Origin of the sequence: Cohnella rhizosphaerae (genome assembly GCF_029525575.1) — a bacterium.
Taxonomy (GTDB): Bacteria; Bacillota; Bacilli; order Paenibacillales; family Paenibacillaceae; genus Cohnella; species Cohnella rhizosphaerae.
In genome coordinates, this window is sequence record NZ_JAPDIA010000009.1 from 797398 (window position 1) to 816788 (window position 19391).

At 58.3% G+C, this 19391-nt stretch carries 13 protein-coding genes and 1 pseudogene; 9 read left to right on the forward strand and 5 right to left on the reverse strand.

The genetic code is table 11. The features are described from left to right. Positions 1–333: 333 nt before the first annotated feature. Positions 334–4938, forward strand: a complete 4605-nt coding sequence (gene gltB / locus OMP40_RS37790; protein ID WP_277539315.1) for a glutamate synthase large subunit — start codon at positions 334–336, stop codon at positions 4936–4938. A gap of 714 nt (positions 4939–5652) precedes the next feature. On the opposite strand, the gene OMP40_RS37795 is transcribed toward gltB, so the two are convergent. From OMP40_RS37795 to OMP40_RS37815, 5 genes are all read right to left on the reverse strand, one after another. Then, positions 5653–6024, reverse strand: coding sequence for a helix-turn-helix domain-containing protein (locus OMP40_RS37795; RefSeq protein ID WP_277539317.1), 372 nt, complete (start codon positions 6022–6024; stop codon positions 5653–5655). 197 nt (positions 6025–6221) lie between these two features. Beyond that, positions 6222–8672, reverse strand: coding sequence for a hypothetical protein (locus OMP40_RS37800; protein WP_277539320.1), 2451 nt, complete (start codon positions 8670–8672; stop codon positions 6222–6224). A gap of 11 nt (positions 8673–8683) precedes the next feature. After that, a complete protein-coding gene (locus OMP40_RS37805) occupies positions 8684–8902 on the reverse strand; it encodes a glycosyl hydrolase family 28-related protein (protein ID WP_277539322.1) in 219 nt (72 codons plus the stop codon). 86 nt (positions 8903–8988) lie between these two features. Next, on the reverse strand, positions 8989–10437 hold the full coding sequence (locus OMP40_RS37810; protein WP_277539324.1) for a PA14 domain-containing protein: 1449 nt from the start codon (positions 10435–10437) through the stop codon (positions 8989–8991). Continuing rightward, complete coding sequence (locus tag OMP40_RS37815; RefSeq protein WP_277539326.1) at positions 10397–11713, reverse strand: hypothetical protein; 1317 nt, start codon at positions 11711–11713, stop codon at positions 10397–10399. The genes OMP40_RS37810 and OMP40_RS37815 overlap by 41 nt, the downstream gene beginning before the upstream one ends. Positions 11714–12087: 374 nt before the next feature. On the opposite strand from OMP40_RS37815, the gene OMP40_RS37820 reads away from it, so the two are divergent. The 8 genes and pseudogenes from OMP40_RS37820 (at position 12088) to OMP40_RS37855 (ending at position 18963) form a co-directional block, all read left to right on the forward strand. Further along, positions 12088–13047 (forward strand): hypothetical protein, encoded by a 960-nt coding sequence (locus OMP40_RS37820; protein WP_277539328.1) that lies wholly within the window; start codon positions 12088–12090, stop codon positions 13045–13047. Beyond that, positions 12945–14075, forward strand: coding sequence for an asparagine synthase-related protein (locus tag OMP40_RS37825; protein WP_277539330.1), 1131 nt, complete (start codon positions 12945–12947; stop codon positions 14073–14075). The genes OMP40_RS37820 and OMP40_RS37825 overlap by 103 nt, the downstream gene beginning before the upstream one ends. Continuing rightward, entirely contained in the window at positions 14035–14157 is a 123-nt protein-coding gene (locus OMP40_RS37830; RefSeq protein ID WP_110468933.1) for a paeninodin family lasso peptide, read from the forward strand. The genes OMP40_RS37825 and OMP40_RS37830 overlap by 41 nt, the downstream gene beginning before the upstream one ends. A 126-nt stretch (positions 14158–14283) precedes the next feature. Next, positions 14284–15186 (forward strand): phosphoenolpyruvate carboxykinase (ATP), encoded by a 903-nt coding sequence (locus OMP40_RS37835; RefSeq protein ID WP_277539335.1) that lies wholly within the window; start codon positions 14284–14286, stop codon positions 15184–15186. A 23-nt stretch (positions 15187–15209) separates the two neighbouring features. Next, positions 15210–15500 carry a lasso peptide biosynthesis PqqD family chaperone gene (locus OMP40_RS37840; protein ID WP_277539748.1) on the forward strand — a complete coding sequence of 97 codons (291 nt, stop codon included), beginning with the start codon at positions 15210–15212 and terminating at the stop codon, positions 15498–15500. Further along, positions 15487–15975: a lasso peptide biosynthesis B2 protein gene (locus OMP40_RS37845; protein ID WP_277539336.1), complete on the forward strand. Its 489-nt coding sequence runs from the start codon at positions 15487–15489 to the stop codon at positions 15973–15975. Before OMP40_RS37840 ends, OMP40_RS37845 begins: the two co-directional genes overlap by 14 nt. Before the next feature lie 41 nt (positions 15976–16016). Next, positions 16017–17165 carry a nucleotidyltransferase domain-containing protein gene (locus OMP40_RS37850; protein ID WP_277539338.1) on the forward strand — a complete coding sequence of 383 codons (1149 nt, stop codon included), beginning with the start codon at positions 16017–16019 and terminating at the stop codon, positions 17163–17165. Next, a pseudogene (locus OMP40_RS37855) lies at positions 17162–18963 on the forward strand (ABC transporter ATP-binding protein). Before OMP40_RS37850 ends, OMP40_RS37855 begins: the two are co-directional and overlap by 4 nt. Positions 18964–19391 lie beyond the last annotated feature (428 nt).

Sequence of the window (19391 nt, forward strand, 5' to 3'; positions counted from 1 at the left end):
GCTGCGGGATCAGCCAAACATTGATTATCGCCTTCATAAAAATATTAAATTGCCTTTGCTGACGCTGTAATGTTAAAATAGCATAACAATAAAAAAGGTATATTTATTAGTTTTGCACGAATTTTCGAAGCAAATCCCGAACGATTTCCCGTTACCTCGCCGTTTTCCTTCGATTATTCGGGCGTTCATGCGCTGCCAATAATATTGTAGCAGATCATATTATTCCGCGCCGCATCCCGCCTGCCGTTCGCCGAATTTATTTGGCCGGCCGGACGCCGTCGAACCGTTGGCTCTCGACACCCTATTTTTTCTATAGAAAGGTTGCGCTTCATCATGACACAATTCGTGAACGGATTGCCCCCGAAGCAGGGGCTGTACGATCCGCAATATGAGCGGGATGCTTGCGGGATGGGATTCGTCGCCCATATCAAAGGCCGGAAGTCGCATGATATCGTCGAGCAAGCGCTAAGTCTTCTTATTAACATGGAGCACCGCGGCGGCCAAGGCGCCGAGCCGAATTCCGGTGACGGAGCGGGCATTCTGCTGCAGATTCCGCACGATTTCTTCGCGCGCGAGACTGTCTCGCTAGGATTTTCCCTTCCGGAGCCGGGACAGTACGCGGTCGGCATGGTATTCCTGACGCAGGACGATTCGCATCGCGCCGAACACGAAGCGCGGCTCGAAGGCATCGCGGCGGAAGAGGGCCTGTCCGTCATCGGATGGCGCACGGTTCCGACCGACGACAGCACGCTGGGCATCTCGGCGAAGCGCGTCAAGCCGTGCGTGCGCCAAGTGTTCATCGCCCGCCCTGCTGCGCTGGCCGACGATCTGGCCTACGAGCGCAAGCTGTACGTGCTTCGCAAGCGCGCCGAGAAGGCGATCCGCTATTCGGGCATTCCGGACGGCGAGATCTTCTACGTGCCGAGCTTGTCCTCCAAGAAGATCATTTACAAAGGCATGCTCACGACGGAGCAGGTCGGTCATTTCTATACGGAGCTTCACGATCCGGCGCTCGTGTCCGCGATCGCGCTCGTTCACTCCCGTTTCTCGACGAACACGTTCCCGAGCTGGGAGCGCGCGCATCCGTTCCATTATCTGATCCACAACGGGGAGATCAACACGCTCCGCGGCAACGAGAACTGGATGCACGCCCGTCAGACGCTGTTCGAATCCGAGCTGTTCGGCGCCGATCTGGAGAAGGTCAAGCCGGTCATCAATCATGACGGCTCCGACACCGGCAAGTTCGATAACACGTTCGAGTTCATGTACCTGGCCGGCCGTCCGCTCGCGCACTGCGCGATGATGATGGTGCCGGAGCCTTGGCAGAACGACGAGCAGATGGACGACGACAAGCGCGCCTTCTACGAGTACCACAGCACTTTGATGGAGCCGTGGGACGGTCCCGCCGCGATGGGCTTCACCGACGGCGTCCAGATCGGCGCGGTGCTCGACCGCAACGGCTTGCGCCCTGCGCGTTACTGCGTAACGAAGGACGACATCATCATCATGGCTTCCGAAGCGGGCGTCATCGAGATCCCGCAGGAGGAGATCGTGCTCAAGGACCGTCTGCGTCCGGGCCGCATGCTGATGGTCGACACCAAGGAAGGCCGGATCATCGCCGACGAAGAACTGAAGAAGGCGATCGTCTCCGAGCATCCTTACCGCGAATGGCTGAACGAGCATCTCATCGATCTGGCGGAGCTGCCGGAGGCGCTTGAATTGCCCGAGCTCGACCATGCGACGGTGCAGCAGCGCCAGCAGGCGTTCGGCTACTCGTTCGAGGACGTGCGCAAGATCATCGAGCCGATGGCGACCGCAGGCGTCGAGCCGCTCGCTTCGATGGGCTACGACGCGCCGCTCGCGGTGCTGTCGGACCGTCCGCAGCGTTTGTTCAACTACTTTAAGCAGCTGTTCGCGCAGGTGACGAACCCGCCGATCGACGCGATCCGCGAAGAGATCGTCACGTCCACGTACACGACGGTCGGACCGGAGCGCAATCTGCTCAATCCGGAGCCCGAGAGCTGCCGTCATATCAGGCTCGTATCGCCGATTCTGTCCAACGAGGACTTCGCGAAGCTGCGCCATGTCCATCGTCCGGGCTTCAAGTCGATCACGCTGCCGATCTACTTCCCGGCAAGCGAGGGCGAAGCGGGCTTGAAGCAGGCGCTTGACGACCTGTGCGCCGCGGTCGACCGCGTCATGAAGCACGGCCACAACATTTTGATTCTGTCCGACCGCGGCATCGACGCGGACAATGCGGCCATCCCTTCGCTGCTCGCCGTATCGACGGTCCATCACCACCTGATCCGTCAAGGCACGCGGACCAAGGTCAGCATCCTGCTCGAATCCGGCGAGCCGCGCGAGGTGCATCACTTCGCGCTGCTGATCGGCTACGGCGTCAGCGCGGTGAATCCGTACCTGGCGTTCGAGACGCTCGACGACCTGATCCGTCAGGGCATGCTGCGCAATATCTCGCACGAGAAGGCCGTCAAGAACTATCTCAAGGCCGCCAATAAAGGCGTCGTGAAGGTGCTGTCCAAGATGGGCATCTCCACGATCCAGTCTTATCGCGGGGCGCAGATCTTCGAAGCGATCGGCCTGCGCGGCGACCTGATCGACGGCCACTTCACGTGGACGCCGTCCCGGATCGGCGGCGTCGGGCTCGAGACGATCGCGGCCGATACGCTGAAGGCCCATGCCCGCGCGTTCGCGACCCAAGAGGGCGCGGAGCACGAGCTCGACTCCGGCGGCGATTACCAATGGCGCAAGGACGGCGAGGATCATCTTTTCAATCCGAAGACGATCCACACGCTGCAGATGGCGACGCGGTCCAACGACTACAAGCTGTACAAGAAGTTCTCCTCGCTCGTTCAGGGCGAGTACGAGGAGATCCGGACGCTGCGTTCGCTGCTCGACTTCAAGTTCGACCAGCCGCCGGTGCCGATCGAAGAGGTCGAGCCGGCCGAATCGATCTTCAAGCGGTTCAAGTCCGGCGCGATGTCGTTCGGCTCGATCTCGAAGGAAGCGCACGAATCGCTCGCGATCGCGATGAACCGCATCGGCGGCAAGTCCAACTCGGGCGAGGGCGGCGAAGATCCGGCGCGCTTCATTCCGGACGCCAACGGCGATTCCCGCCGCAGCGCGATCAAGCAGGTCGCTTCGGGACGCTTCGGCGTCACGAGCTATTACCTGTCCAACGCCGACGAGATTCAGATCAAGATGGCGCAAGGCGCGAAGCCGGGCGAGGGCGGACAGCTGATGGGCCGCAAGGTATATCCTTGGGTCGCCGAAGTTCGCGGCACGACGCCGGGCGTCGGCCTCATCTCGCCGCCGCCGCATCACGATATTTATTCGATCGAGGACTTGGCCGAGCTGATCCACGATCTGAAGAACGCCAACCCGAAGGCGCGCATCAACGTCAAGCTCGTCTCCGAGGTCGGCGTCGGCACGATCGCGGCAGGCGTCGCGAAGGGACGCGCGGACGTCATCCTCGTCAGCGGCTATGACGGCGGAACGGGCGCTTCGCCGATCGGTTCGATCCGGCATGCGGGCCTGCCTTGGGAGCTCGGTCTTGCCGAGACGCACCAGACGCTGATCCTGAACAACCTGCGCGACCGCGTCGTCGTGGAGACGGACGGCAAGATGATGACCGGCCGCGACATCGCGATCGCCGCGCTGCTGGGCGCCGAAGAGTACGGCTTCTCGACCGCGCCGCTCGTCGTGCTCGGCTGCATCATGATGCGCGTCTGCCAGCTCGACACTTGTCCGGTCGGCGTCGCGACGCAGAACCCGGAGCTTCGCAAGAAGTTCATGGGCGATCCCGAGTATGTCGTCAACTACATGCGTTTCCTTGCCGAAGAGCTTCGCGAGATCATGGCGGAGCTGGGCTTCCGCACCATCGAGGAGATGGTCGGACGCACCGACCGCCTCGATACGAAGAAGGCGATCTCGCACTTCAAGGCCAGCGGCGTGGATCTGACCGACCTGCTGTATATGCCGGAGCTGCCCGAGGGCTCGTTCCGTTTCAACCGCAAGTCGCAGAACCACGGCCTTGAAGAGTCGCTCGACATGCAGCATCTGCTGCAGGCGGCGCTTCCGGCGATCGAGAGCGGCGAGCGCGTGCGCGGCACGTTCCCGATCAAGAACACGAATCGCGTCGTGGGCACGATCGTCGGCCACGAAGTGACGAGCCGCCACGGCAAAGCCGGCCTGCCCGAAGACACGATCGCGTTCCACTTCGTGGGCACGGCCGGACAGAGCTTCGGCGCGTTCATTCCGAAGGGGATGACGCTGACGCTCGAAGGCGACGCGAACGACTACATCGGCAAGGGCCTGTCGGGCGGCAAGCTGGCCGTATTCCCGTCGCAGTCCGCGACCTTCAAGGCCGAGGACAACATCATCGCCGGCAACACGGCGCTTTACGGCGCCACGGGCGGCGAGGCGTATATCCGCGGCGTCGCCGGCGAGCGGTTCGCGGTCCGCAACAGCGGGGCGAACGTCGTCGTCGAGGGCGTGGGCGACCACGGGTGCGAATACATGACCGGCGGACGTGTCGTCATCCTGGGCCGCACCGGACGCAACTTTGCCGCCGGCATGTCCGGAGGCATCGCATACGTCGTCGATTGGAACGGCGACTTCGTCAAACGCTGCAATTTCGAAATGGTCAGCCTGGAGGCGCTCGAGGAAGAACGCGAGATCGCCGAAGTGCGCGGCTTGATCGAGAACCACGTCCGCTATACCGACAGCGAGCTTGGCGAGCGCGTCCTGAACGATTGGGAAGCCGTGCTGCCGAAGATCGTCAAGGTTATTCCGAAGGACTACAAGCGGATGATGGAGCAGATCGAAAAGGTCAAGGCGCAAGGTCTGAGCGGCGAACAAGCGCTCCTGGCCGCCTTCGAAGCCAATATGCGCGACTTGTCGCGCGTCGGCGGCAATTGACGATTTTCGCGGTATGACGACAATCGACACAAGCCTCCGACTGCGGAAAAAGCGGGAAGAACGGGAATAAAACAGACTTTTAAGACATAAAGATACGGAATGAAGCACCTGTGTTCCCGCTTCGTTCCGTATCTTTTTTATACCGGAATTGCAAGAATGGCAATCGCAAGAAGGCTTGCGACGCAATCGGCTTCAAGAGTCGGCCTAAGGCCTTAATCCCGCGCGATACGCGGGTTCGCCGACTTTGTATGCTGCGATGCAAGCGAAGCTTCCCTGGCGACGGATGTCGATCCCGCGCAACATGCGGCGCATGTCTCGGGTAGGATCAGACAGGGTCATTCCTCCCTCGACCCGACATGGCGATAAAAAAAATTCGACGACATACATCACTCGACACCCTCCGCATTCCTTGTCCCTTATAATAAGGATTAGTTGAATTAGGTTTCATTTTCCAGAGAGGGGGATTTTGGTGCGGAGATGGAGAGGGAGAGGGATCCACGCTTAGAATCGTCCGGGAATAGCCCCGTCGAGATTAGCATTCATACCATTCTTACCCAGCTTGGCATCGACGTCAGCAAATGGGAAGCGTTTGAAAAGGAAGAAAAGAGGAAAGAGCGACAACAGAATACCGTGTAAGACAACAGAATACCGTGTAAAAAGAAAAATACCCCGGCCGCATCGAGCGGAATCGGGGTATCTTGCATAGGTGACGCGTTAGCCCAGCGATCTCTCGGCTCTGATAAAAGCGATAAAGCGCTTGGCTTCTTCCTTGGACAGCCGCCGGCCGTCGATCGTTAGCGCGAAGCTCTCCAGCAGCTGGTCTGCATCGGAGAGCTCCAACTGATCGGTGAACTGGCGCACCTCGGTATCTAAGGTCATCTGGGGCTGGTGCGTTCTTCCCACAAGATAGTCGATCGAGACTTGAAAAAGATCGGCCAGCTTGGTCAGCATTTCCGTATCAGGTTCGCGCCTGTTTTTTTCGTAGTGCGAGAGGGCGGCCCTGGTAATGCCAAGGGAAGAGGACAATTCTTCTTGTGTCCAGCCGGATTGATCACGAAGATAGGCGATGCGGCTGCCGATATTCATACGAATTCCCTCCTTTTATCCCGTCACTTAATGATAAACGTTTGGCGATACATTTGCATTAGTTGATACGAAACGTCACATTAACGATGGAAAGCGCTTTTATTTCTAGTATACGTTGTGTATCTAATTGATATACATGCGTTCGAGCCGACCCTTGCCCTTTACAGCGGACAAAGGTCGGCTCGAGCGCAGGCCATTTAATTCACGGGCGAGATGCTTATCTGACCTTGATCGTTTACCGTAAGCCGGAAGCGATTGCCGCCCGGCGATGTCAGCACCAGCCCGTCGCCCGGCCGCACCAGCTCGACGTCGTCATCGGCGGCGATATGATAGCGCGGAGAAAAGGCGGCTAAAGGGCCTTCGGAAAGCATCAGGCCCGCGAAGTAAGTCGGACGATCGCGCGGAAGCTCGAGCGATACGAAGGAGTAGACGACGGATTGATCGGTCGGCGTATTGTCGATGCCCGTTATTTTGGACCAGGAACCGCGAGGATAGACAGTCTGACTGTAATAGGCGCGTTTGTCGACGGCGGCCGCCGTGCCGACTGAGCCTGTTGCGTTCAAGCGGACATTGATGCCGCTCTGCGAGGCCGAGTATACCCATAGACTTAGCGATAGCGGGATAGAAGACGAAGGGTAGGAGGCGACGGCCAAATTGATTTGAAGCTGACACAGCGCCGCGTTGGGCGCCGGCGTGAACTGCAGGATAACGGGCATGGGGCCGAGCTCTTCCCGAAATACGCCGGGCACCGGAACGGGCGCGTTTGCGGAAGCGTTCAGCGTGCCGCCCACGAGTTTGTAAGAAGCGGGCGATTCGGGATTTTGCAGCAAGTTGCCGCGCACGACGGGATTAAAGGCGCGCAGCGTCCGATCGCGCAGCAGCGTGGCCGGGTTAAGCGACAGTTCTGCGAAAGGCTCCTTGGATACGATCAAAGAAGCGTCCAGGGAAAGGCCCTCCAGATCGGACGTCGTCGCCAGCTTTTCGATTCTGGCCGCCCCCAGGGCGCCCGGCGCGGCCGATGCGAATAGATTGCCGGTTACGGAGCCGCGGGGGATATCGCTGTTGCCGAGCGTGCCGAGCCAGACTGCGTATTGCTGGCGCTGCGCGGCGGGGAGGAGGGAGTCGGGCAGCGCGAATTGCCATCCCTGCCTTGGCGTCGCGTACTGATAAGAGCTCCAGCTGAGACCGAATCCGCCGGTCACGATCATATTCGATTCGGACTTGGGCAGCAGCTTGATGGCCGCTTCGCCGATCTGCTCATGCTGCACCGTATTAAAAATACAGCTCAGGCCCGAAACCGAGTTCACTGAAGCGTACAAGTCGGCATCGTCGATGACCTGATAGATCGAAAAGGGCGAAAAACCCATGTGAACGCGATGCAACTGGGCCCCGAAGCCGCCGCTGTGATTGGAGACCGACTTAACGCCCAACATCAATCCGCAGAATACGCCCGTAATGTCGCAGCTCTCGAAATAGTAGTCGCCCGTATTGCGCGAGCAGTAGACGCCAACGAGTCCGCTTAGCATACAATTGTAAAAATAGAGGTGACCGACATCGTTATCGAGCAGTACGCCGACCTTGAGCGAACTCGTGCGGACTTCGTGAAACGATGGCCTGCCGGAGCCGACGATCCGAATGCCGCAGCTCCCGGTCACGAACATATCGTAATATTGTCCCCCGAACAAGGCGGGATCCGCCCATGTCGGCGCATTCAAAGAATAAGTCTCGCGGCCGCTGCCGACGTTGATGCCGGAGAAGACGGTATTGGCGTTCAATATTTCCAGGCATGGCTTCAAGTCGTAAGGCGCGTACGGTTTAAACAACAGGTTGACGCTGCCGTTGCCGGCAAGCGCGGCGGTCTGGACGCCGATCGTGTCCCAGATCGGGTAATTGCCCGGCGCGAATACGAGCTTGCCCGTCGTTCCGGCGGCGGTCAAGGCGCGTTTGATCGGCAACGTATCGTCATGCTCGATAAATTTATTGACCGCAAGCGGGGCGGAAGCGGACAACGTCAGCTCCGTCGTGCCGCCGCCGCCGACGATACGGGCCACGAACGAGCCCGGGGCGGGCAGCTGCGCGGGAACGGCGGGCGCATCGCTGCGAACTCCCGCGCCCCGGTCTGTCCAGGTCGTCTGCTGAACGCGCGCGAGCAGCCTGGCGGAGCCGGCGGTTCTTCCGTAGACGGCGTACGCCGCCGCGTTCGCTGCAGGCGACCAGGTCAATACGACGGCGTTGGAAGGCGTTATGGCGGCGGGGGCATTGTTAACGGCGATCGTCGCGGGAGCCGAGATGCCGCCCGTGTCGTCCAACGCGACGACGATATAGTTATATACGGCTTTACCCGCCGGGCCTTTGACGGCTGCTTGCAGCTTCGCCGGAGCCGCGGCCCGACAGGGCGCCGTATCCGGTATCGATACGTATTCGCCGTTGCGAAAATCGAGCTTGTTCTGGAGCTTTAGGAGATTGGCGTTTTTGCCGATCGCGCCGATGACGCTGTTCCTGCTGCCGGAAGCGCCGAACCACTGCGGATAAATCTCCGGGACGTCCATCGGTCCGACGATTTGGCCTTCTCCTCCGAATATCGGATATAGCCCCGCGGAGATTTGGCTGAACATGGAGACGGTCGTGCCCGGATCGGGTTCAAGCATCGCCTGATCGGTCAGCCAGACGGATAAGCCGTGGGGGGAATTCCAAGCCCGTTCCCAGCCGGTAGCGGCCGGGAGGGAACAGGATCCCTGCCGTTGTCGGCGCGGAGCCCGCATTCGCTGCGACGGCTTGCCGCGATCGCGTTCGCGATCGCGCGCGCGTCGTCGTTCGTGCCGTTGCCGGCAGCCCCGTAGTCTTTGACGTTCAGATAGCCTTCCATGTCGGTTCTCACCTCTCCCGATACTTGAATTAGCCATTAAAACGGCTACTCTATGTTATTCGGGACGAACCTTTAGGCAACGGCGCTTGTACGCATGATTAACCGGCTTGCGGCCAGAGTACCCCTTTTACATCGTAATTCCACGCGGGATAACGCGTTTCAACGGAATCCGCGGCAGCTCGCCATTCAATGCGAACGCCGTCTCCGACCTGGAACCCGGGCAGAAACACGCTTGCCTGAACCCCTTCGTTCACGATGATCTCCGCGACCTTGTCGTCTCCGTCGACGGCGCTCACCGGTTCTTTCGCCTGGCCGGCGCTTGCCCAGTATAGGGTATAGTCGAAAGGCTGATTTTGGTTGTTTTCCAGGGTGAACGCCAACGCGTAAGATTGACCGGCGACAAGCCGAATCGAACCGGACTTTTCGCCGGTTGCGCCGCAGCCGTTGATGACGTATTTGCTGTCGATCATCAGCGAGAACTTGCAAGGGTTCGCATCGAGCAGGAACGTGTATTCTTCCGTAAATGCGGGTTTAATCGTACCTGTGAACACCCAAACTCCCTTGCCTAATTTGGCTTTGGCGCTGGTTATCATCGGAACCCGGACGTTTGAAGCGGGCGTTTGCGCGGCGACATTCTCGTAACGGCTGAGGGAGAACGTTCCTCCGCTCCGTATCGGGTAGGGGCCCCATCTTATTGTTGCGGTCCCTGACCGATTGGCGTTAAAGTTCAAAGCCGCGCCCTGGTCCCCCTTCTCAAGGCGCACATCGCTAATAAGCGGGCCCGGCTCCGCCCGGTTTTCTTCGATCATTAGAAAACGGGGATAGTCCGTTGTATTCACCTGGACCGTCAACGCGCGGGACGTACGCTCCAGGATGGGAACGGGCATTCGTTGGCCGGTGATCGGATCGTACGAGTAAGCCGTCGCACCCAGACCGTTCACGTTGCTTAGCGTGATTTTGAACTTTTGATCGGGCATGGCGTACCGGAGCGGATCGAGCGCGGACTTGCCTTTCTGCCACTCCTTCGTCAAATCCCGCGTCACGACGTAGTACCCGATCGCAAACTGATTGGCGCTAAGCTGATAGGGCAAAATAGCGAGATCGTCCATGTGGTTCGTGTCCGGGTGCTCGTCCGTGCCGTTGCCGGGGAGCGCGATTTGCGGATTTTCTTCGATGACGTCCGAGACGCCGACGGGTCTCGGATTCTCGATCCGCTGTCCCGACTTCATTATTTTCGTTACCCGGGCGAGCGCGTCGATTTGCGGACCTGCGAGCATCCGCGCTTTATCCGTCAGCTTGAAGCCGTTTTTGCTCAGTTCTTCGAAGAACGCATCGTTAATGAGTCCATAATTGAGATCTCCGCCCTTCGCCGAATAAAGCTCGACGGTTTGGACGCCTTTGTGGCTGTAAAAGGTGAACAGCCGGAGCGTAGCTTTTGCGCCGATTTGCTGCATGAGCGTTCGAAGACGATTATCGTTTTTGCCGATGCCCGTTTGCGAAGCGATTTTATCGGCAAAGGGGCCTCTCCACCAGTTGGTCTCCGTCATCCATACCTCGGCCTGCCGGCCGTCTCCCGCATTCGAATAACGTCCATGCAGGCTGAAAGGCCCGGGGAAAGGCTGCAGGTCTCTGACGATATATTCGGTATGGTAAGCGTAGAACCAATACTCGGGCAACGCAAAGGTATGAACGGGCAAATAATCTTTGCTGCCGGGATTGGTTTTTCCGGTGGCGGAAAGATACTTTTTTGGTGTTCGTCTGCGCATTGGGCGCGAATAACGATTGCGCGCCGTTATAGCCCGTATAATAATGTCTGCTGAAGCCGGCCTCGCCGGTAAACAGCTCCGCTCCGTTTTCCCACGGACGCTGGTTCGAGAAGCCGCTGACGACGCGCACGCCGGCCAGCTTTTTCTGTTTTGCGAAGGCGATGGTCATCGGCAGCAGCACTTCGCCGCCGGAGGCTTTGCGGTTGCCTAGCGTATAGACCGGATATTCGGAAAATTGCAGCTTCGGGTCGTAGTAGTTGCCGATATCGAGAAATTGGCTGCCGAACGTCATCTCGTTCCACACCTCGAGATCGAATCCTTTGTCCGTCGGATTGTTCTGCGTGCCCAGCGCGTTCATCAGCATCTTCGTGACGGTATTCAAATAAACGTTCCAGCCGTTTAACGTTTGCCGGGCTGCCGGATTTTCTTTCCCGTCGGCGTAGGCGGTACCGGACAGCGGTCTGTATTTCAGGCGCGTGAGGCTGAGCGGGCCTGCTTTTAGATCTTTCGAGAGCGGCGCCGAGAGCGTCAATTTGCCTGTCCTGGCATCGACGGCCGTAATGACGGGATACATCGTTTGGTAAGCTTGGCCGCTTAAGCCGGTATAGTGCGGGACAATGCCTGCAACGTTGTCTACATAGATGGCTTTGTCTCCTTTGAAAGCGCTTTTCTTTAAATGAAGCTTTACCGTTTTGCCGGGAACGGGATTGCCCGAGTTGGCGTTCAGGAGAATGATCGGACGGATGCCGTACTTCTTGAGCGTTGAGATGAGGGAGATGAATCGGCTTCCTTGCGGCTCGCTCAGCACGTTTTCGTTATCGAACGAGACGTTCCCCCAGCCGATCTCGATTCGGGCGGAACGGAATCCGGCTTCGGAGAGCAATTGCGCCGTAGGCTCCGCTTCTTGCGGGCTCACGCCGTTCAGCACCACGCCAAGCGCGTCGAGGAAACGACTGCCGTCCCAGGTATCCATGTACGAGCGCCAAGGCGCGCGATCGATGGAGGAAACGCCGAAGGGAATCTCCTGCTGTTTCCAGTCGACATAAGGGCGCGTCATCTTTTTTTCATCCGAAATGGCTTGATCGACCGCCGCGGAGGTTCGAGGCTCCGCGAATCCTAATAATTCGTAACCGATCGCGCCGAGCAGCAATAACAATCCAAGTGCAGCCGCCCCTGTCCATATTCGACGCGATTTACGGCGGTTTTTAAACAATTTCACGCGCAATGGTTAACACCTGCCTAACGGGTCTGTAGGTTTATTGATACATAACGTATCATATATAGCCGAAAAAATCGAGGTTCCGATCGGTTTCTCGTTTTAAAAAAAGTGGTTGACAGAGAATGGCGCGTAAGTTAAATTAAAACCACAAACGATACAGATAGTATCAAAAACCGAACAAAACGATACGAAAAGGATCGGGGGGGGGCGTCATGAGCGCAATCGCAGGCATATTCAATTACGGCAGCGCAGATACGAGGCGCGCTCACGACGAAGGGATATCGCTCATGGGTTCACTCTCCCGCTATCCCGCGGACGACGTTCGTATGTGGAGCAACGGAAGGCTGTTTCTCGGTTGTCATGCCCAATGGGTGACGCCGGAATCGATCGGGGAGATTCTTCCCTGGTATGACGGGCAACGCGGACTTGCCATCACGGCCGATGTCATTCTCGACAATCGCGAGGAGTTGGCGAATCAATTGGGCGTTCCCCTTGCCGAGCTTGCCGAGCTGCCCGACGCTCGCTTGCTGCTGCTGGCTTATGCCAAATGGGGAGAAGAGATGCCGCGGCATCTGATCGGCGACTTCGCCTTCGCCATCTGGGACGAATCCGAGGAGACGCTCTTTGGCGCGAGGGATTTCACCGGCAACCGAACCCTTTATTATAACGATAGCGGCGCGCGTTTCGCCTTTTGCACCACCATCGCTCCGCTGCTGCCGCTGGACGGCGTCGGCGACAAGCTGAATGAGGCTTGGATCGCGGAGTACCTGGCCAGTCCCAGCCGACTGGAGACCGTCGACGCCTCCTCGACCGTGTTCGGGCGCGTCAAGCAGCTTCCTCCGTCGCATTGTTTTTCGATAAGGGGCGGGAACCTGAGGCTGAATCGATACGTCACCTTCGAACGCGCAAGCACATTAAAGCTCTCGTCCGACAAAGCGTATCAGGAAGCTTTTTTTGGAGGTGTTCGAAAAGGCGGTCGCCAGTCGATTGCGGACCAGCAAGGAAGCGGGGTCCTTCTTGAGCGGGGGGACTCGATTCGGGAACGGTCGCAGGTCTGGCGGCAAGAGAATTGCGGCGAAGGAATAAGGTGCTGCATACCTACAGCGCCATACCGCTGGAGTCCGGAGGGGACTGGACGTCCAAAAGCCGGGTTGCGGACGAGCGTCCGATGATCTCGGCGACGGTATCGCACGTGGGCAATATTCGCGAAAACTATTTGCGCTTCGAAAACCGAAGCCCGCTCACCGAGATGGACGAATGGCTCGACACGATGGAGATGCCTTATAAATTCATCGAAAACTCCTATTGGTTCGGCAATATTTTCGCGCAAGCGGCGAAGGATGGCGTCGGCGTCCTGCTTAACGGCGCACGCGGGAATTTTACGGTGTCGTTCGGACCGGCGCTCGAATATTACGCGTTGCTGCTCAAGCGGCTCCGGTTCGTGAAGCTCTACAGAGAAATCTATCAGTACAGCAGATTTAAAGGCATCGGCCGCAGAAGGGTGCTCGGATTCATGAAGGACAGGTTGTTCCCCGCGAAGATTCCGGCAGGAGAGCGAAGCGCCCTGACCGGCTTGATCGCGCCGGAGCTTGCGGTACGAACCGGTATCTTCGATAAGCTGACCGAGGCGGGCATCGATCTGTCCGGGAAGCGATTGCCCGACATGATCGCCGCGCGGCGCGATCAATTCGAGCAGGTTCACCATTGGACGAACAGCGGCACCAGCGGCACGAAGCTGTCGCTGCGGCACGGCGTCTGGTACAGGGATCCGACCAACGATTTGAGAGTCGTCCGATTTTGTCTGTCCGTGCCGCTCGATCAATACGTGAGGGACGGGATGGACAGAGCTTTGATACGAAGGGCCACGGCGGGCTTGCTTCCCGACGAAGTGCGGTTAAACGGCAAGACAAGGGGCATTCAAGGGGCCGACGGCATCGCGCGGCTCGCGCCTTCCTGGCCGCGATTCGTCAATGAAGTCGAGGCGCTGTGCCGCGACGACGCCATGGCCGAATGGCTCAACATGCCTGTCGTTCGCGCGGCGGCGGCCAAGTACAAGGAACTGCCGGGTCCGTCCGCGATATACGAGGCCGATCTGACGCTGCTCATGCGAAGTCTGGTCTTGTACAGGTTTGTCAACCGCTTGAAAGGAGGTGATTTGCATGAACAAAGAATGGACGAAGCCTTCGCTGGAAGTGCTTGAGGTAAAACTGACGTTCGCCGGCCCCGGCGTAACGATCCCGGACTCCCTCGATCCGGACGAAGCGACGCAGCACCACAGCTAATGCAACCTCGGCAAGGGCCCTTATACGCAAGCGTATGAGGGCCTTTGCAATGAATAATCCCCCCTGGAGTGAAGCCGATGGCGACAAGCACGTTAAAAAAAGCAGGCGTATAAAGCTTTCGGATGCATGATGCTGAGCGATATCGCGTTTCCCGAGCTGCCAGAGTGGGTGGAGCCGGACGAGAGTGCCGCCGCGCAAGGCATACGCGTGGAACTGGCGGAGCTGAACGACGCATGGTCCGCGCTGTCGCAGCCGGGGCGCAGATCCTTCGCAGCGCCGGGCCGGGTGATGTTCCGAGTGCCGGGCACCGCAATCTACGATATCAGGGACGGACGGCATATCGCGGTATGCCCGGAGGCGCATGCCGACCCGGACGAGCTACGTTTATTCATTCTCGGTTCGTGCATGGGCGCGGCATTAATGCAGCGGGGGCTGCTGCCGCTTCACGGCAGCGCGGTCGCGATCGACGGACAGGCGTACGGCATCGTCGGGGAGTCGGGAGCGGGCAAATCGACATTGGCCGCAGCGTTCCTGCAAGCCGGATTTCCCCTCATCAGCGACGATGTCATCGCGCTCGATTTTTCCGAAGAATTCGTACGGCCGCTGGTCATCCCCTCGTACCCCCAGCAGAAATTGTGGCAGCAAAGCCTGGACGGATTCGGCATTTCCAACGAGTCGCTCCGGCCGATCTTTAAGCGCGAGACCAAATTCGCCGTACCGCTTAAAGCGGGTTATCATTCGCAGCCGCTTCCGCTCGCAGGCCTGTTCGAACTGGACAAGACGGAGAGGAACGAGCCTTCGCTCGTACCCGTAGCCAAGCTGGACCGGTTGTCCCTCCTGAGGCGCCATACGTACCGGAATTTTTGGCTGGACCGGTTGGGGATGACGGATTGGCATTTCCGAATGACGGCCGGAATGGCCGCGCGCATCGACGTATACAGGCTTGAACGTCCAACGTCCGGCTTCACGGCTCCCGAGCTGGTCAAACGCATGCTTCATATTTTATCGAAAGAAGGCTGGTCCCCGTGACGATACAAACGACGATTCCGCAAATGGCGACGATCCGGCAAGTCCCGGGCAATATCGTCAGCGATATGGACGGCGAGAAGGTCATGCTGAACGTTCAGCTGGGCAAATATTTTAATCTTGGCGAGATCGGCGGAAGAGTCTGGGAGCTGATCGGGCATCCAATGACGGTAGAGACGCTCGTCGATTCATTGACGGCCGAGTACGCGGTCGATCGGGACACTTGCGAAGCGCATGTCCGATCTTTTCTGGCGCAGCTCTCCGAGCAGCGATTAATTACGGTATCGGCCGCGGGAGGGCCGGATGAACGCGCTTAGACGGGTCGCGCGCATCGCTTCCACGGACAGTCTGGACCGAAGAATGTTCTTGGAGGCGCTTGCCTATCTGACTTGGGCACGACTGCTCCTCTTACTCCCCTTTCACAAATACGCGCGCTTTCTGGGGCAACCGATGACAGAAACCGCTCAGGATACGGAACCGGGCAGCCGGGAATCCGCGTCCCGCGTCTCATCCGCCATTCGCAGAGCCGGACGGCTGACTCCGCTTGATACCCGATGCCTGGTCCGCGCGATCGCGGCGATGAAAATGCTCCAGCGAAGAGAAGTCGAGACTACGTTGTATTTAGGTACGGCAAAGGACAAGGACGGGCGCATGATCGCTCATGCCTGGCTTAGGTGCGGAAACCAGTACGTGACCGGAGCCGAAGAGATGCGGGGGTTCACGGTCGTCGGCAAATTTGCCCGGCATACATTCCAGCGGAACATGAGGGATCGCAATGGCAGCAATCGTTAGAGACGAACAGGCAGCGTTTTTTTTGCGGCGAGATGGCTTTATTGCAGGACCTGCTGCGCCGGAGCGCCGAGGACGCGCCGACGCGCGCGGATTCGTTCGCCGAGGTGGATTGGTCCCGTTTTTTGCGGCTTGCGAAAAGCCATCGGGTGTATCCTGTCTTGTCGGCATACTTCGGCAAAAAAACGACTGAAATTCCCGAAAAAGTCAAGGCCGAGCTGGATACGGAAAGCCGGTACAACCGATTGAAGATGCTTTCCCTGGCTGCGGAGATGAGCCGAATCTCGGCGTGCCTGGCCTCGGGCGGCATCCGCGCGATCGTGCTCAAGGGACCGCTGCTGGCGCAGGATCTGTACGGGGATCTCTCCAGAAGAACCTCGAAGGATCTCGATGTCCTGGTTCCGGCAGAAAAGCTCGACGAAGTGCGTTCCTTGTTGGCGGAGCTGGGCTACGAATGCGAGAGAGAGCAGCTGCCGAACGTGTTGAACGGCTGGAAATGGAGACATCATCACGTTTCCTTTCTTCACCCCTCGCATTCGCTGCAGATCGAGATCCACTGGCGTCTGGCGCCGGGACCGGGAAGAGAGCCCGATTTCGACGAATTGTGGTCGCGCAGGCGCGAGCACTCGTTCGGCAGCGCACCTGTCGCCTATCTCGGTCCGGAAGATCAATTTTTATATCTGGTGCATCATGGCGCGCGTCACGGTTGGTTTCGAATGCGCTGGCTGTGCGACATCGACGTTCTGGCCCGCCGCGAGCTGGACTGGTCCTCGTGCGCGCAGCGATCCGCCGCGTACGGCATGGAGCATCTGGTCGGGCAAGCGCTTATCCTGGCGTCCCGTTTGCTCCATACGCCCGTCCCCCGCGAACTGGAGCGGTTTACGCGTTTAAAGCGGGCCGGCGCGCGAATATCGCAAGTGCTCCTGTTCATCCGTGATTCGCTGGAGAACGCGCCGCCGGACCGGGTACGGGCCTACGAACGCTATTTGTTCGCCATCAAGCCGCGTAGACAGAAGCTTCTTTATTTGCTCAGTCTGCTTTATCCCTATCCGATGGACGCCCAAACGCTCCCGCTGCCCAAAATACTCCATTTTCTGTATTTTCCGCTGCGCCCCTTGCTCTGGACATGGAGAAAGCTGGACAGGACGGGCAAGCCGTCTCTCGTCAAAGGCGGTGAATCCAAACTCCTATGAGATCCGCTCTGTTTTTTTTGACGCAGCTGCGCGCATTCGCCGGACGAGGGCTATATTGGAACGTGCTGGGCATGATCGCGGTCAGCATGCTGGAGGGAATCGGGCTCATCCTGCTCATCCCGATGCTCGGCATGGGGGGGCATCGCCGGCATCGATGCCGCTTCGTCGCCGATCGCGGCCTGGCTCGCGCCGATCCGCGCGCTCCCGTCCGCATGGCAGCTTCCGGTCGTGCTCGGACTGTTCGTTTTGATCGTGCTGACGCAAGCGCTGCTCAAGCAACGGGTCTCTCTGCAAAATGCCAGGATGAACCAAAGGTTCGAATTTAGGCTGCGCAGCGATACGTATCGCGGCATTTTGCAGGCCAAATGGGAGTATTTCGTCCGTACGCGCAAATCGGATCTCATTAACGCCCTGACCGGAGAGCTGGCCCGCGTCAACGGAGGAATCACGCTTTCGCTTCAAATGCTCGCTTCCGTTATTTTTACGATGATCCAGGTCGGCCTCGCGTTTTGGCTGTCGCCGGTCATTACGCTGATCGTACTGATTTGCGGAGCCGTTTTGGCCTTTTTTTATGCGTCGAACGCTTCGCAAAGCCAAGAAGCTGGGCAACCGGTCGTCCGATCTGGCGAGGCAGTACCTGGCAGGCATATCCGATCAGCTCAGCGGGATCCGGGAGATCAAGACGAATGCGCTTGAGCGATCGCGGCTATCCTGGCTAGAGTCGATTAGCGCGGACATTCACGAGGAGCAATATGAATTTTTAAAGCTCAGAAGCCAATCGCAATCCGCGTACCAGGCGGTCTCCGCCATTTTAATCGCGCTTTTTCTGTTCGTCTTCGTGCATATGCTCCATACCCGGCTCGAACAGTTGATTTTAATCGTCCTCATTTTTTCGCGCTTATGGCCGCGGTTTACGGGCATTCAATCCAATCTCGAGCAGATCGCGTCTTATTTGCCATCCTTGCGCTCCGTGCTGGGCATTCAAGCCGATTGCAGGGCTGCTGCCGAGCTGTCGTTCGGCGACGAGACCAAGGCGGAAGGCATGGCGATCCGTCATGCGCTGGAATGCCGATCCGTCTATTATCGTTACGATATCGCGCGGCCGCACTACGCCCTGCGCAATATCAACCTGTCCATTCCGGCCCTCGGCATGGCGGCCGTCGTCGGACGTTCCGGCGCAGGCAAGAGCACGCTCATCGATCTGCTCATGGGATTGACGACGCCCGAGCAGGGAACCATCGCCATAGACGGCATCCCGTTGACGCAGGAGCGGCTGCACGCGTTCAGGCAGTCGGTCGGATACGTTCCGCAGGACCCGTTTTTATTTAACGATACGATCCGTAATAATCTGCTGCTCGTCAAGCAGGACGCTACGGAAGATGAACTTTGGGAGTGCCTGGCGTTTTCTGCCTCGGCGGATTTCGTGCGCAAGCTTCCGCAAGGGCTCGATACGTTCATCGGCGACCGGGGCGTTCGCCTGTCCGGCGGCGAGAGGCAGCGGCTCGTGCTGGCCAGGGCGATTCTCCGCAAGCCTTCCATTCTGATCCTGGACGAAGCGACCAGCGCGCTGGATTCGGAAAACGAATTGAAAATCCAGGAGGCGCTAGAGAAGCTGAGAGGCCGCATGACGCTGGTCGTGATCGCGCATCGCTTGTCCACGATCCGGGGCGCGAACCAGGTGATCGTACTGGATCAGGGCGCTATCGTGCAATCCGGCTCCTTTTCCGAGCTGGCCGCAGAAAAAAAGGGATTGTTCGGCAGTCTTTTAGAGAACCAGACGTTGGCGGCTTCCGGTTAGGCCGCGTCGATACGCAGTTTTGCGACGATAGAACGATGCTTTTAAAGACAAACGAACGGAACAACGCGACGCGATTCGCTTGTTCCGTTTTTTTTGCGTTATAGAGACGGATATGCGCACCCTTTTCGACAAATGCGGCGCAGGCCGCGTCGTCAAAATGGAAGCGCTTAATCGAAAATCGCACGCGCATCGCAGGTTTTCTGCCTTTTCCGCGTTGGGACGAAGCCGACAAATCTCCAAAATTCAATTGACAGGATACAAATTGTATCATAAACTAATGCTGTCCTAGGATACGAAGTGTATCCTTTGTTTAAATCCTATCGTCCGAATCGAACTTCTGTATCACCACATTAATGCTTAGGGGCGGATAAACATGGATATGGAATTCAAAAAGTACATGACGGCAATCAAGAAGCGCTTCTGGGTCA

Coding starts and splice junctions, on each gene's coding strand:
- gltB (WP_277539315.1), top strand. CDS start 334: ATGACACAATTCGTGAACGGATTGCCCCCGAAGCAGGGGCTGTACGAT.
- OMP40_RS37795 (WP_277539317.1), bottom strand. CDS start 6,024: ATGAATATCGGCAGCCGCATCGCCTATCTTCGTGATCAATCCGGCTGG.
- OMP40_RS37800 (WP_277539320.1), bottom strand. CDS start 8,672: ATGCTTGAACCCGATCCGGGCACGACCGTCTCCATGTTCAGCCAAATC.
- OMP40_RS37810 (WP_277539324.1), bottom strand. CDS start 10,437: ATGACGGAGACCAACTGGTGGAGAGGCCCCTTTGCCGATAAAATCGCT.
- OMP40_RS37815 (WP_277539326.1), bottom strand. CDS start 11,713: ATGACGCGCCCTTATGTCGACTGGAAACAGCAGGAGATTCCCTTCGGC.
- OMP40_RS37820 (WP_277539328.1), top strand. CDS start 12,088: ATGAGCGCAATCGCAGGCATATTCAATTACGGCAGCGCAGATACGAGG.
- OMP40_RS37830 (WP_110468933.1), top strand. CDS start 14,035: ATGAACAAAGAATGGACGAAGCCTTCGCTGGAAGTGCTTGAGGTAAAA.
- OMP40_RS37835 (WP_277539335.1), top strand. CDS start 14,284: ATGATGCTGAGCGATATCGCGTTTCCCGAGCTGCCAGAGTGGGTGGAG.
- OMP40_RS37840 (WP_277539748.1), top strand. CDS start 15,210: ATGGCGACGATCCGGCAAGTCCCGGGCAATATCGTCAGCGATATGGAC.
- OMP40_RS37845 (WP_277539336.1), top strand. CDS start 15,487: ATGAACGCGCTTAGACGGGTCGCGCGCATCGCTTCCACGGACAGTCTG.